Origin of the sequence: Pseudomonas sp. PGPPP1, assembly GCF_002255865.1 — a bacterium.
In the GTDB taxonomy this organism is placed as follows: Bacteria; Pseudomonadota; Gammaproteobacteria; order Pseudomonadales; family Pseudomonadaceae; genus Aquipseudomonas; species Aquipseudomonas cremoris.
Genome location: NZ_NKIG01000001.1, coordinates 455,733 through 469,461 on the forward strand (window position 1 = coordinate 455,733; position 13,729 = coordinate 469,461).

Annotated in this window: 11 protein-coding genes; 4 read left to right on the forward strand and 7 right to left on the reverse strand. The window is 60.7% G+C overall.

Translation table 11 applies throughout. The features are described 5' to 3' along the window. Positions 1-35: 35 nt before the first annotated feature. Complete coding sequence (locus tag CFE47_RS02095) at positions 36-1,169, reverse strand: phytanoyl-CoA dioxygenase family protein (RefSeq protein ID WP_286835277.1); 1,134 nt, start codon at positions 1,167-1,169, stop codon at positions 36-38. After that, positions 1,169-2,014 (reverse strand): SDR family oxidoreductase, encoded by an 846-nt coding sequence (locus CFE47_RS02100; RefSeq protein ID WP_286835278.1) that lies wholly within the window; start codon positions 2,012-2,014, stop codon positions 1,169-1,171. The genes CFE47_RS02095 and CFE47_RS02100 overlap by 1 nt, the downstream gene beginning before the upstream one ends. 124 nt (positions 2,015-2,138) lie before the next feature. Between CFE47_RS02100 and CFE47_RS02105 the strand changes: the two genes are divergently transcribed. Further along, entirely contained in the window at positions 2,139-3,164 is a 1,026-nt protein-coding gene (locus CFE47_RS02105; protein WP_286835279.1) for a LacI family DNA-binding transcriptional regulator, read from the forward strand. Between the two features lie 34 nt (positions 3,165-3,198). Then, positions 3,199-4,203: an inositol 2-dehydrogenase gene (iolG, locus tag CFE47_RS02110; RefSeq protein ID WP_286835280.1), complete on the forward strand. Its 1,005-nt coding sequence runs from the start codon at positions 3,199-3,201 to the stop codon at positions 4,201-4,203. Here iolG and CFE47_RS02115 read toward each other — a convergent pair. From CFE47_RS02115 to CFE47_RS02125, 3 genes are all read right to left on the reverse strand, one after another. Further along, positions 4,200-5,366 carry a GGDEF domain-containing protein gene (locus tag CFE47_RS02115; protein ID WP_286835281.1) on the reverse strand — a complete coding sequence of 389 codons (1,167 nt, stop codon included), beginning with the start codon at positions 5,364-5,366 and terminating at the stop codon, positions 4,200-4,202. The genes iolG and CFE47_RS02115 overlap by 4 nt on opposite strands. An 87-nt stretch (positions 5,367-5,453) precedes the next feature. After that, positions 5,454-6,584, reverse strand: a complete 1,131-nt coding sequence (locus CFE47_RS02120; RefSeq protein WP_286835282.1) for a sensor histidine kinase — start codon at positions 6,582-6,584, stop codon at positions 5,454-5,456. A gap of 644 nt (positions 6,585-7,228) precedes the next feature. Further along, on the reverse strand, positions 7,229-8,440 hold the full coding sequence (locus CFE47_RS02125; protein WP_185705661.1) for an MFS transporter: 1,212 nt from the start codon (positions 8,438-8,440) through the stop codon (positions 7,229-7,231). 97 nt (positions 8,441-8,537) lie between these two features. On the opposite strand from CFE47_RS02125, the gene CFE47_RS02130 reads away from it, so the two are divergent. Then, entirely contained in the window at positions 8,538-9,359 is an 822-nt protein-coding gene (locus CFE47_RS02130; protein WP_286835687.1) for an AraC family transcriptional regulator, read from the forward strand. A 61-nt stretch (positions 9,360-9,420) separates the two neighbouring features. On the opposite strand, the gene proP is transcribed toward CFE47_RS02130, so the two are convergent. Next, positions 9,421-10,923 (reverse strand): glycine betaine/L-proline transporter ProP, encoded by a 1,503-nt coding sequence (proP, locus tag CFE47_RS02135; RefSeq protein ID WP_185705665.1) that lies wholly within the window; start codon positions 10,921-10,923, stop codon positions 9,421-9,423. Between the two features lie 394 nt (positions 10,924-11,317). Between proP and CFE47_RS02140 the strand changes: the two genes are divergently transcribed. Continuing rightward, a complete protein-coding gene (locus CFE47_RS02140) occupies positions 11,318-12,721 on the forward strand; it encodes an MFS transporter (RefSeq protein ID WP_286835283.1) in 1,404 nt (467 codons plus the stop codon). A 38-nt stretch (positions 12,722-12,759) separates the two neighbouring features. Here the strand turns inward: CFE47_RS02140 and CFE47_RS02145 are convergent, their stop codons facing one another. After that, positions 12,760-13,680 carry a bifunctional helix-turn-helix transcriptional regulator/GNAT family N-acetyltransferase gene (locus tag CFE47_RS02145; RefSeq protein ID WP_286835284.1) on the reverse strand — a complete coding sequence of 307 codons (921 nt, stop codon included), beginning with the start codon at positions 13,678-13,680 and terminating at the stop codon, positions 12,760-12,762. Between the last annotated feature and the right edge of the window lie 49 nt (positions 13,681-13,729).

Consider the following 13,729-nt stretch of genomic DNA (forward strand, 5'->3'; position numbering starts at 1 on the left):
CTCCGTTATTTTTGTTGTTGTTAAAACAGAGTGATTCACGCTTGGCGCTTCTCCCGCATCTGCTTGACGGCAGCGGCGAAGTCCGACAGCGGCCAGCGTTCGTTGAGGGCCTGCACCATCAGTTGTTGCCCGGTTTGTGGCGCCAACCCCTGCAAGGGTGGGTCAGTGTCAAGGTTGGTGGGGAAGGAATAGCCGTCTGCCGTGCAGCCGATCACCGCCTCCACGGCCTGGGCATCGAGTGCGGTGTTGGCCAGCAGCGCCGGGTAAATCGCCAGCATCATGCGGTCGCGGTCGAGCGCTTCCATGGGCTTGCCGAACGCCGACGAGATTTGCAGCAGATTGGCCATGCGCTGCCGGTCTGGCGTGCGGTTGGTGCCGGCGGCATGAAACAGCGCCGGGTTGAAGAACAACAGGTCACCCTTGTTCAGCGGCAATTGCACGGCGTGTTGCTGGAAGTAGTCGATAAACTCCGGGCGCCGCCACGCCAGGTAGCCCAAGGCGTACTGCTGGGAAAACGGCAGCAACTGGGTGGGGCCGGTTTCCAGCGGCATATCGGAATGCGCCACCGCGCCTTGCAACGTCAGGTACTGGGACAACACGTGCAAGGGCAGGGGAAACCGCTCCACCACATCATGGGTCTGGAAGCCCAGGTGATAATCCCGATGCGGCTGCTGCGCCTGGCCGCCGGGGTGCACCACGTTGACTTGGGCGGTTACCTGAAAGCTGGGCCCCAGCCACGCCTCGGCGATCAGCCCGAGCAACGGGTTGGCGTAGTACTCGACAAAGGACTCTGGCGACTGCAACGCCGCCTTCTGCAATGAATTCCAGATACGCCCGTTGCTGCCCGCCTTGGCAAAGTGATCGGCCGCCACGCCTTGGGCGGCCTCATGGGCGAAGATCGCCTCAAACACCTGGCTATGGCGGTCCACCACTTCCAGGTCCTCATACGCGCGGCGCACCACCATTACCCCCGGCCCATCGCGGAACAGCTGATGCAGTTCATTCATCACGACAAGACGGTCACTGTGGCGCAAGGTGTGGGCGTCGTAGATCACCACATTGCTCACCACCTCGGCGCACAGCGGGTAGTCTTCTGCGTTGGCCTGTTGTGCGCAAAGCCGGCTGAAATCCGCTAGCTGTACGTCATCGCGGGTGACAAACGCCGCCATCACACACCTCCCGACAGGCTCAGCGCCTGATGCGGTTGCGGGCTACCGCCGTCAGTGCAGCCGACCACGCCTTGTTCCAGGTCGATCACCGAACCGGTCATCATCCCCGACTCGCTGGACAGCAGGAACGCCACGCTGCGTGCCACTTCTTCGGGCTTGAGCAGGCGCCCGAAAGGCTGTGCGGCTTCGGCCTTGGCCAGCCAGCCGTCCTCGGCCCCGTGGTATTGGCGTTGAATGTCATCTTCGTGGGGGGTGTCCATCCAGCCGATATTCAAGCCATTGACGCGAATCCGGTTGCGCAACGCGCTGAACGCCACGTTCTTGGTGAGGATCGCCAGTGCGCCCTTGGAGGCTGCATAAGCGCTGAGGAATGATTGCCCGCCGTGTCCGGTGATGCTTTGGATGTTCACCACTGCGCCTTCCACGCCTTTGCTGATCATCAGCTTCAAGGCTTCCTGCATCAGGAAGAACGGTGCCCGCACATTCACCGCAAACAGGCGCTCGAACAGCTCAGGCGACGTATCCAGGATCGTGCCGCGATCCGACATGCCGGCGCAGTTCACCAGCCCGTGCAAGGTGCCAAAGTGGGTGCGCGCCGCCTCAATGATTGCTCGGCAATCCTCCACCTTCTCAAGGTCCGCCTCGACAAAGAATGCCTGGCAATCGAGTTGGGCGAGCTGCCGCACCTGTTCTTCGCCCTGGGCGCGACGACGCCCGCAGATGATCAACCCTGCGGCCCCGCGCTGGGCCAAGGTGTGGGCTACCGCAGCGCCCAGGCCTTGAGTGCTGCCGGTGACGACGAAGTATTGGCCGCTGAAAGTGCTGGCGAGATCGGTGTTCGGCATGGGTTTCTCCTGAATTTTTGTTGTTGTGCATCGCCCGACTCGACGGCGAGCAAAACTGAGACTAGCATTGCGAAACCTCAGTAATGCCTAAAAAACACCTCAAAAAGACATCAGGCACATACCCATGCTCGAACGCGCCAAACACTTCTCCATCAAGCAACTCGCCACCCAGGCCGGCGTCAGCAAAGCCACGGTCGACCGCGTGCTGCACCAGCGCGGCAGCGTGCATGCCCAGACCCAGCGGCGTATCGAACAGGCGCTGGATGAGTTGGAGTCACAGGAGAAAAACGGCCTGGCGGTGGGGCGCACGTTCCATGTCGACGTGATCATGCACACGCCCAAGCGTTTCAGTGCGGCGGTGCAGGCGGCGATCACTGCGCAGTTGGCCAGCCTCGCGCCGTTCCGGATTGCCCCGCGCTTTCACCTGTTCGAAGAGATCGAGCCCCAGGCCATGCACGACCAGTTGCTGCGCTGCCTCGACACCGGCAGCCAAGGCGTGGTGCTCAAGGCCGCCGACGAGCCGGCGGTGAACCAGGCGGTCAAGCAACTGATCGCAGCGGGCATTCCGGTGGTGACATTGGTCACGGACCTGCCGCAAAGCGAGCGCATCGGCTACGTCGGCATGGACAACCGCACTGCAGGGCAAACGGCTGCCTACTTGATGTCGCGCTGGCTGCCCTCAGAACCCCAGGACGTGGCCGTGGTGATCGGCAGCGAACTGTTCCGTGGCGAAGAAGAGCGCGAGATGGGCTTTCGTGCCTGGCTGCGCGGGCGTGCGCCGCACTTGCGGGTGCTCGATATCAGTGGAGGCTATGGGGTGTATGACCGCACCTTTGAACGGGTCACCCAGGCGCTGAAACAGCAGCCCGAGCTCAAGGCGGTGTACAGCGTCGGCGGCGGCAACCGGGCGATTGTCGATGCCTTTGCCGCTCAGGGCCGTGCGCTGGACGTGTTTATCGGCCACGACCTCGACGAAGAAAACCGCCAGTTGCTGCTGGAAGAAAAAGTCGCGGCGATCATCGACCACAACCTGCAGATCGATGCGCGCCATGTGTTCCTGCACATCCTGCACTACCACCGGCTGTGGAAGGCCGGGCTGATTGCGCCATCTCAGGTGCAAATTGTTACGCCGTTCAACCTGCCGGACTGAATCTCCCTCAACAACAAAACCAGGAGTTTTCACCATGCTACGAATCGCCGTTCTAGGTGCCGGGCGCATCGCCAAGATCCACGCCGCCAACGTCGCCGCCCACCCCAACGCCACGCTGGTGCTGGTCGCCGACCCCTGGCGTGAAGGCGTCGATGCGTTAAGCACCCAATTGGGCTGTGAGGCGGCCTACGATTGCGCCGCCGTGCTCACGCGCAAAGATATCGACGCCGTGGTGATCGGCACGCCCACCGACACCCATATCGATCTGCTGCTGGCGGCGGTGGCGGAAGGCAAGGCGGTGCTCTGCGAAAAGCCTATCGACCTCGACATCGCCAAGGCCCGCAGCGCCGCCCAGACGGTCGAGCGCCAAGGCGGCAAGGTGATGCTGGGTTTCAACCGGCGTTTCGACCCCGACATGCTGCGCCTGCGCCAGGCTCTCGACGCCGGGCAGATTGGTGCGGTGCGCCAGGTGATCATCACCAGCCGCGACCCCGGCCTGGCGCCGCGTGACTACCTGAAACACTCCGGTGGCATCCTGCGCGACATGACCATCCACGACTTCGACACCGCCCGCCACTTGCTCGGCGAAGAACCGGTGGAAGTGACCGCCATCGCCAGCCGCCTGGTGGACCCCAGCCTTGCCGAGATCGACGACTACGACAGCGTGATGGTCTTGCTGCGCACCGCTTCGGGCAAGCAATGCCATATCAACTGCTGCCGCCAGGCGGTGTACGGCTACGACCAGCGGGTGGAAGTGTCTGGCGCCAGCGGCGTACTGCTCACCGACAACCATCGCCCCAGCACGCTGCGCCACTGGAGTGCCGAGCACACCGAAGCGCTGGAGCCGCTGCAGCACTTTTTTCTTGAGCGCTATGCCGATGCCTACCGCAATGAGCTGACCCAGTTCATTGATGCGCTGAACAACGGGCAGCCGTTGCCCACCAACGTGCGCGACGGTTTGTACGCGCTGCACTTGGCGGATTGTGCGTTGGAATCGGTGAAGACCGGGCGCAGTGTGGCGGTCAACTACGACCTCTAACCGTAGGAACTGACCCCGGTTCGATCCACCAGCCGAATGCTGTCGCGGCCACCACGCTTGGTTTCATACAGCGTGGTGTCACCTTGTTCGATCAAGGCGCTCAGGCTGGCGGGTGGTTGGTCGAACAGGTTGGCGCCGATGCTCAAGGTCACCGGTTCCGGGGTGGCAAAGGTTTGCGAGGTAAGTTTAAAAAATTGTTCGCGCAGGCGGCTGCCCAGGTCGACGATCTGCTCGGTCGAGGCGGTGTTGAGCAGGATCACGAATTCGTCACCGCCCAGGCGTGCGGCGAGCGCGCCATGGGGGACCACGGCGCGGATCATTTCGCTCAGGGCGATCAGAAGGCGGTCGCCGGCGGTATGGCCGAACAGGTCGTTGACCGACTTGAAATTATCGATATCGATCAACAGCAGCGCACCCGGTTGTGCCGGTGACACTTGGGCCAGCAGGCGCGGTGCGCGCAAGTCCAGGGCGCGGCGGTTGTACAGGGCGGTCAGCGGGTCGCGGGCGGCGAGGCGGGCGATTTGCTGCTCGCGGCGGTAACGTTCGGAGCCGGTCATCGACAGGGCAATCAACATGATCGCCATCGCGCCTTCCACCAGGGACACCTGAATGATTTCGCCCTTGAACGAGGCCAGGTCGATCAAGGTGCCGGGGATCAATACCGACAGCGCCTTGGCCACATAGAAAGACCCATGGAACAACAGCACATAACGCAGTTGCACCGCGCCGATGCTCAAGGATTTGCCGTGTGGCCGCAGCAGGAAACTGGCACGCAGGGTGGGCAGGGCGACGAGCAGCGACTGCACCCCCAGCATGGCCTTGGACCACGGCAGGTCGGAGGGCAGCATCAGCATGCCAAACCAGATAATCACCATCAGGGCCCAAAGCCGCGATACGCGCACCTGGGTAAACCGCGCCACACCCAGCAGAAACAGGAAGTGCGCGGTCACCAACAAGCCATTGGCGAACCAGATGCCAACCATCAGGAAACCGTTGGTGCGCAGCAGGGCCAGGGTTGAGCCAAGGGTGATGGTGGCAAAACCGGCACTCCAGAACAGCAGCGAAGGTTCGCGCACGCTGCGCCATTCAATGGCCAGGTACAGGGCCGCAGCGGCGGCGAGCGCCACCGTGAGGGCCAAAATCGTTGGAGGATCGAGCGTCATGTGCTGCCAGGCGTGCGTTGAAAAACGCGATTGTAAGCGTTCACAGAGCGTTTTCGGAGCCTTACTGGCGAACGGCTATCTTTGTTTTCAAGCGGCAGACAACGGCACGCTCACCCGAAACACCGTACCGGTTTCTGCGCAAGACTCCACTTCGATCGAACCCTGGTGGGCCGAGACGATTTCCGAGGCGATAAACAGACCCAGCCCAAGGCCCGCTGTAGGACCATGCTCAATCACCGAGCGCTGGGAAAAGCGCCCCATGGGATTGAAGATAAACGGCAGCACATCGACCGGAATCGGCTCGCCCAGGTTGTGAACCGTGAACACCACCGTCTCAGCCGTGGCCGTCAGCTCTACGTTGATCGGTAAGCGAGCGCCGCCGTGTTGCACTGCGTTGCTGATGATGTTGGAAAACACTTGCTCAATGCGCGGGCCGTCAAACAGCCCAAACGCTTGGGTCTTGGTGTGAAGGATGATCTCAGCGTCAGGATGAAACGCCCGGATTTCCTCGACGATGCGCTCGCAGATGGGTGCCAGATCGACGGCCACCCGTTTCACCGGAATGCCGGGGCCCATCTGGCAACGGGTCAAGTCCAGCAAATCGCCGACAATCTGACTGGCGCGCTGCACACTCGTGTAGATCTGCGTGGCGACCCGCGTACCGCGCTCGCCGATGGTGTCTGAGCGCCGTAGCATATCGGCGCCCAGCAGAATCGCGCCCAGTGGAGTGCGCAAATCGTGGCCGAGGATGCCCAAGAATACGTTTCGCGAGGCTTCGACCGCCCGCGAATAACTGGCGATCGACTCGGCCAGGGCCTGATCGATGGCCTCGTGGAAGCGATTCATGTCGTCGACTTCCAACGGCGTGCCGTGTTTGACCTGGTCGAGCCACTGGCTGAGCACACTGGTGCGCAACGCGCGGTATTCAGACACCATTTGATCGATGGAAAACCCGGCCATCAAACGCGTCATGGCATGGGTTTCAGCCGGCGTTTCATCGTCATGCTGAGGGGCCAGGCCTTGGGCCTTGTCGATTTGTTCCTGCACGGTCTGGGTGGTACGCAGGTCCAGCACAATAGCGCGCAACATTTGCTCGGCGTGATCGCGCAAGCCTTCGCGGTCCAGATCGGCGCCGGGGGTATGGATGGTGCGGGCAAAATCTTCCCAGGCCTGCAGAATCGGCTCAAGGTTTTGGAGGATGAAGTCTGGCAGGCGCATGAGGGGAAGTCCTTGAGGGGCGGCGAGCACAGACGCTCGCGAAGCTGCCAAACAAGGATTTAAGCATGGATCGGTGTGTCGCATGCTGAACGGACGTGTGAGACGGAGTCCCGACATAACATTTGGCTAAAAAAACCTGCGAACACGCCGCCGTTGCTTTGCTTTGCTTTGGATCTTGATCTTGATCTTAAGCGCCCCGTCAAACACGCTGGCCGAACGCAGGCTTGAATCCGTGGGTAACCCGGCAGGACGCCGGGTTAGCCGCACTGGGCCAAGGATGGCCCATTGCGGCGGCCCACGGATTCAAGCCTGCGTTCGGGCATGCCGAGCCTAGGCGAGGCACCGAGTGTTGGGGCAAGAGCCCTTTTGGTTACTTTTGGGGCTCTTTTCCAAAAGTGACCCGCTGTAAAAGCGGAACCAATACCAGCCGTTACCCAAACAACGGATATGCACTCCGACCAAAAAACTCCAGCGCCCAACACAAAGCCATCGCAGGCAAGCCAGCTCCCACATTTGAGCGGCATACACCCGTTACAGCTCGGTCGCATGAAAGGCCGCCTTCGCGAGCAAGCCAGCTCCCACATTTGAATCGGTTTACAGCCGATAAACCTCGATCGACGTGAGAGCGCCACGGCGGCGTGCAGTCAGATGCCTTTGGTCGAAGGCAGCAAGATCGTCAGGATGCCCACCAACGGCAGGAACGAGCACAGCTGATACACATACTCAATACCGTGGCTGTCGGCCAGCAAGCCCAGCAACGCCGCGCCAATACCGCCAAAGCCGAACATCAGACCGAAAAAGATCCCGGCGATCATACCCACATTCCCCGGCACCAGCTCCTGGGCAAATACCACAATGGCCGAGAACGCCGACGAGAGGATGAAACCGATCATCACGCTCAACACCGCCGTCCAGAACAAGTCCACGTAGGGCAGGGCCAAGGTGAATGGCGCAGCCCCCAGGATGGAGAACCAGATGACCTTTTTACGGCCGATCCGGTCGCCAATCGGCCCGCCCGCAAACGTACCGACGGCCACCGCGCCCAGAAACAGGAACAGGTACATCTGCGAACTGGCAACGGACAGGTGAAATTTTTCAATCAGGTAAAACGTGAAGTAGCTGGTCAGGCTGGTCATGTAGAAGTACTTGGAGAACACCAAAACCGCCAGCACCACCAGGGCAAACGTCACGCGGCCTTTGGACAGGCCGTGAGTGGCCTTGCTGCCTTGCTTGAGCTTGAACAGATTGAGGTGGTTGCGGTACCAGCGGCTCAAACCGTACAGCACCATGATCGCGAACACTGCGAACAGCCCGAACCAGGCGATATGGCCCTGACCGTAGGGAATGATGATCGCTGCCGCCAGCAACGGCCCGAACGCACTGCCGGTGTTACCGCCCACCTGGAACGTCGATTGCGCCAGGCCATAGCGACCGCCGGAGGCCAGGCGCGCAACACGCGAGGTTTCCGGGTGGAAGGTGGATGAGCCCACGCCCACCAGGCCTGCCGCCAACAATATCAGCGGGAAGCTGCCGACAAACGCCAGCATCAGGATGCCGATCAAGGTGCACACCATGCCCGCCGGCAGCAGCCAGGGCTTGGGATGACGGTCGGTGTGGTAGCCGATCCACGGCTGTAGCAGCGATGCGGTCAGCTGGAACGTCAGGGTGATCAGGCCGACCTGGGCGAAGCTCAGGCCATAGTTGGCCTTGAGCATCGGATAGATAGACGGCAGCACGGCCTGGATCAGGTCATTGATCATGTGGGCCAAGGCGCAGGCGCCAAGGATGCGCATGACCAAGGGGCTTGTCTGGGGTGTACTGGTTGCAGCAGCGGGTGACGCAGTGAGGGTCGACATGCAGGCATTCCATACAAGGCAGCAAACAAAGATGGCGAGTACTTGAGCCCGCCATCTATTTCAAAATGATTCGGCGTTCATGCTAGATTTGCAGCAAATGCCTGTCTCGCGAAATTCGGGCAGCAATCATCGCAAAAAGGGCGAAATGGTCAAATCACTGGATATTTTTTTGCAGGAGATCAATGAAGGCGACTGGGCTGTCATCAGTTCGGCCACCGACTACCCGGAAAACTGGGTGATCCCCGACCACAGCCACGAAAAGCACCAACTGCTCTATGCCATCGAAGGCGTGATGGTGGTGTATTCGGCACTGAACCAATGGACCGTGCCGCCCAATCGCGGCATCTGGATGCCCAGCGGGCAGGTGCATTCCCTGCGCTGCGTGGGCACCTTGAAAATGCGCAGCGTGTTCGTGCGCCCGGACCGCTTCCCGAACATGCCGAGCGAGCCCAAGACAGTGAGTATTTCGCCGCTGTTGAGCGAGCTGATCAAGGCGTCAGTGAGCTTGAAACCGCCGTATGCCGAAGACTCGCGCGACGCTCGGATCATGCACCTGATCCTCGATGAGCTGGCCATTTTGCCGGCCTTGCCGCTGTCGTTGCCGCAGCCCGCCGACCCGCGAGTGAACCGCATTTGCCAGGCGTTGCAGCAAGATCCCGGGGACGCCTCCACCGTGGCGGACTGGAGTGAGCGCCTGGGCCTGGACCAGAAAACCATCCAGCGCCTGTTCCGCAAGGAAACCGGCATGACCTTCGGCCAATGGCGCCAACAGGCACGCTTGCTGCTGGCCCTGGAGCGCATTGCGGTGGGGGAGAAGATCATCGACGTGGCCCTGGAATTGGGCTACGAAAGCCCCAGCGCCTTTACCAGCATGTTCAGAAAACAGTTTGGCAAGACGCCGAGTCATTTCTTCCGCTAAGCAACGTTCTGTAGTGAGCGGGCGGTGCGACGTTTCGACAAGCCCGCTCACTACAAAGGCGTCAGTTAATCCTTGGATGCTGCTGAACGAGGTTCTTGCGCTTGGCCTCCAGCTCGGCAATCTCGGCATCGATGTCTTCGATTTTCTGCTCGATATTGTCGTGATGCTCTTGCAGCAATTCCTTGGCCTCTTCCATGTCCGACGCCGCGGGTGCGGCGCCACGCAGTGGTTTGTTGGCGGTTTCCTTCATGGTCAGGCCAGTGATCAGGCCGACCACGGCAAACACCATCAGGTAGTAAGCGGGCATGTACAGGTCGTTGGTGCTTTCCACCAGCCAGGCCACCGCCGTCGGCGTCACGCCAGCGATCAATACCGAGACGTTGAACGCACTGGCCAGCGCGCTGTAGCGCAGGTGTGTGGGGAACATCGCCGGCAGCGTTGAAGCCATCACGCCGATAAAGAAGTTCAACACCACGGCCAGGATCAGCAAGCCGGCGAAGATCAGGCCGGTCTTGCCGCTGGTGATCAGCATGAATGCCGGGATGGCCAGGAACAGCAGGCCGATGCTGCCCGCGATGATGAAGGGCTTGCGGCCGATCTTGTCGCTGACAAAACCAATGAACGGCTGTACGAACAGCATGCCGACCATGATCGCGATGATGATCAGCACGCCGCTGTTTTCGGCGTAGTGCAGGTTGTGGGACAGGTAGCTCGGCATGTACGTGAGCAGCATGTAATACGTCACGTTGGTGGCCGCGACGATACCGATGCAGGTCAACAGGCTGCGCCAGTGCTTGGTGGCGATTTCCTTGAATGACACTTTTGGACCGTGGCTCAGGCCTTCGCGGTCGCCTTGTTCGAGCTTGTCGACATGCTGTTGGAACGCCGGGGTTTCTTCCAGCGCATGGCGCAGGTACAAGCCGATGATGCCCAGGGGCAGGGCGAGGAAGAACGGCAAGCGCCAGCCCCATGCTTCAAATTCGGCTTCGCCCAGCACACTGGAAATCAACACCACCACGCCGGCACCCAGCACGAAACCGGCGATGGAGCCGAAGTCCAGCCAACTGCCCAGGAAGCCGCGCTTGCGGTCTGGCGCGTATTCGGCGACGAAGATCGAAGCGCCGGTGTATTCACCCCCGACCGAGAAGCCTTGGGCCATTTTGCACAGCAGCAACAGGATCGGTGCCCAGATGCCAATCGAGGCATAGCCGGGGATCAAGCCGATGGCGAAGGTGCTCAGGGACATGATCACGATGGTGGCGGCGAGGACTTTTTGCCGCCCGTACTTATCGCCCAGTGCGCCGAAAAACAGGCCGCCCAGGGGACGGATCAGGAAGGGCACGGAGAAGGTCGCCAGTGCGGCGATCATTTGTACGCTGGGGGACGCGTCCGGGAAGAACACCTTGCCGAGGACGTAGGCGACAAAACCATAGACGCCGAAGTCGAACCACTCCATGGCGTTGCCCAGTGCGGCGGCGGTGATTGCCTTGCGCATCTTGGCGTCGTCGACAATCGTGATGTCTTTCAAGCCGATGGGGTTGACGCTTTTCTTACGTGATTTCATGCGGACCACTCTAAATCTGAACAGGGGAGGTGCCATCGCCGCGATGGCACCGCTCTGTCAGTTCAGATACAAGCGGACACGAAATAATTCACCACTCATTTCGATTTTTTGCACCGCACGTTGGAACGGGCCTTTGTAGTGAGCGGGCTTGCCCCGCGCGGCGTCCTTCCTGGCGAAATCCGCGTGACTGTATTGGGGCCGCTTCGCAGCCCAGCGCGGGGCAAGCCCGCTCACTACAATAAGCGTCGTCGTCCTACAACTCGATTTCGTGACTTCCAACAAAACTGAATCTTTCCGATTGACACCACTCAGGCGCCTCGATATAAAAGCCACAGTTGTACGACGACATATGACGTTACATATGTCCTACCTAACAAAAATAAAAAGTGATGCCATGAACTTGAACGAGCCCATCAACGCCCATCGCGTTGGCCAAGCTGTAGGCAACTATCGCTGGACCATCTGCGCGATGCTGTTCTTCGCCACTACCGTCAACTACCTCGACCGCCAGGTGCTCAGCCTCCTGGCGCCGCAGCTGTCCACGCAATTTGGCTGGAGCAACACCGACTACGCCAACATTGCCGCGGTGTTCCAGTTCGTCTACGCCATCTCAATGCTGTTCGCCGGGCGCTTTGTCGACAAGATCGGCACCAAGGCCGCCTATGTCGTTGCGATTGGCATCTGGTCCACGGGCGCCATCATGCATGCGTTTTCGGTGCAGATGGGCGAGGGCATTGCTGCCGTGAGTACTGCCGTCGGACTGGCGGTGATCCCGGTGTCGATCGCCGGTTTCATGCTGTCCCGGGCGGTACTGGCGATTGGCGAGGCGGGTAACTTCCCGATTGCGATCAAGGCCACTGCCGAATATTTCCCGAAGAAAGAGCGCTCCCTGGCCACCGGTATTTTCAACTCCGGTGCCAACATCGGTGCGATCCTGGCGCCGATCTGCGTGCCGCTGATTGCCGGCATGTGGGGCTGGGAAGCGGCCTTTATGGTGATCGGCATGCTGGGCTTCGTGTGGGTCGCGGTATGGGCGGCCATCTATGAAAAGCCCGACCAGCAAAAGCGCCTGTCGGCCGAAGAACTGGCCTACATCCGCAGCGACCAGACCGTACAGCCTTTCACGCCACCCGTTGCCGGTGCGGTGCAGAAAAAGGTGTCCTGGTTCAAGTTGCTCACCTACCGCCAGACCTGGGCCTTTGCCTTCGGCAAGTTCATGACGGACGGCGTGTGGTGGTTCTTCCTGTTCTGGCTGCCCACTTACCTGTCGGCGCAATACGGCATGAAGGGCGCCGATATCGTGATGCCGCTGGCGGTGCTGTACAGCATGACCATGGTCGGCAGTATCGGCGGCGGCTGGTTCCCCAGCTATTTCATGGCACGCGGTGACGCTCCGTATGACGGCCGCATGAAAGCCATGCTGGTCATCGCGCTGTTCCCGCTGGTAGTGCTGCTGGCGCAGCCGTTGGGCTATATCAGCTTCTGGGTGCCGGTGTTGCTGATTGGCGTGGGCGCTTCGGCGCACCAGGCGTGGTCGTGCAATATCTTCACTACCGTGTCCGACATGTTCCCGCAGAAAACCGTGGCTTCGGTGGTCGGTATCGGCGGCATGGCCGGTGGCCTGGGCGGTGTGGTGATGACCAAGATCGGTGGTTGGGTGTTCGACTACTACAAGTCCATCAACGATATCCACACCGGCTACATGATCATGTTCGCGATCTGTGCGCTCGCCTACCTGGTGGCGTGGAGTGTGATGAAGACGCTGGTGCCGCGCCACAAGGAGATCACTGAATTGTAAGCAATGCTCTCCCGCGCTGACGGCAGCGCGGGAGACGTTTAGAGGGCGCGGGTCCAGGTTTCACTGATCAGCGTCTTGCCGAAGCTCACCGTAGGTTCCTCTTCAACCAGCTCGAACCCGGCTTTTTGGTAGAGCTTGCGCGCATCGGTCAGGATGTTCACCGTCCACAGCATCATGCTTTTGTAGCCCGCCTGCCGGGCAAACCGCACGCACTCTTCCACCAATCGTTGGCCGATACCCATGCCCCGCGTGCTGGCGTCCACATAGAGCATGCGCAACTTGGCGGTGCTGTCGTCATGACGGACCACGAACACCGAGCCCACCACCTCGCCATCCTTTTCGGCGATCCAGCAGCGCTCTCGCGTCGGGTCGAACTCCCTCAAGTACTTGGCGACAATCTCCGCCACCAGTGCCTCAAACTCCCAATTCCATTGGTACTCACGGGCATACAGCGCTGATTGCTGTTGCACCACCAGGCCCATGTCCCCCGGCTGCGGATCGCGCAACAGGTAGCTGGGCGGCGTGCCTTGCAGCAGGGCCTGGATGCGTAGCATGGAGGCAGCCAGTTGTTGTTGCTGTTGTTCGGGCAAGGCTTGTAGCAGGGCGATGACTTCCTGCTGGGTCTGCTGCTCCAACGGGGTCAGTACCGAGCGGCCCAGGTCGCTGAGGTGTAGTTGAACGGCACGTGCATCGGTGACGGAGCGGACTTTCTGGATCAGGCCTTTCTTTTCCAAACCGCCCACCAACCGGCTCAGGTAACCCGCGTCCAGGCTGAGCATCTGGCACAGGTCGGCACTGGTGAGGTCGCCCCGTGAAGACAGCTCATACATCACTCGGATTTCCGTCAGGGAGTAATCGCTTTGCAGCAGGTGTTCCTGCAGCACGCCGATCTGATGGGTATAGAAGCGGTTGAAGCCGCGCACGATGCCGGCGCGCTCGACAAGCAGGGGAGTGGACATGGGAGATGCTCGGTATGGTTGCCTGAGGCAATTATATTGTTGCCTCAGG

Bases quoted from the DNA above. Each gene is read 5' to 3' on its own strand.
- CFE47_RS02140 (WP_286835283.1), top strand. From the start codon at position 11,318: ATGAACTTGAACGAGCCCATCAACGCCCATCGCGTTGGCCAAGCTGTA.
- proP (WP_185705665.1), bottom strand. From the start codon at position 10,923: ATGAAATCACGTAAGAAAAGCGTCAACCCCATCGGCTTGAAAGACATC.
- CFE47_RS02095 (WP_286835277.1), bottom strand. From the start codon at position 1,169: ATGGCGGCGTTTGTCACCCGCGATGACGTACAGCTAGCGGATTTCAGC.
- CFE47_RS02120 (WP_286835282.1), bottom strand. From the start codon at position 6,584: ATGCGCCTGCCAGACTTCATCCTCCAAAACCTTGAGCCGATTCTGCAG.
- CFE47_RS02130 (WP_286835687.1), top strand. From the start codon at position 8,538: ATGCCTGTCTCGCGAAATTCGGGCAGCAATCATCGCAAAAAGGGCGAA.
- iolG (WP_286835280.1), top strand. From the start codon at position 3,199: ATGCTACGAATCGCCGTTCTAGGTGCCGGGCGCATCGCCAAGATCCAC.
- CFE47_RS02125 (WP_185705661.1), bottom strand. From the start codon at position 8,440: ATGTCGACCCTCACTGCGTCACCCGCTGCTGCAACCAGTACACCCCAG.
- CFE47_RS02105 (WP_286835279.1), top strand. From the start codon at position 2,139: ATGCTCGAACGCGCCAAACACTTCTCCATCAAGCAACTCGCCACCCAG.
- CFE47_RS02145 (WP_286835284.1), bottom strand. From the start codon at position 13,680: ATGTCCACTCCCCTGCTTGTCGAGCGCGCCGGCATCGTGCGCGGCTTC.
- CFE47_RS02115 (WP_286835281.1), bottom strand. From the start codon at position 5,366: ATGACGCTCGATCCTCCAACGATTTTGGCCCTCACGGTGGCGCTCGCC.
- CFE47_RS02100 (WP_286835278.1), bottom strand. From the start codon at position 2,014: ATGCCGAACACCGATCTCGCCAGCACTTTCAGCGGCCAATACTTCGTC.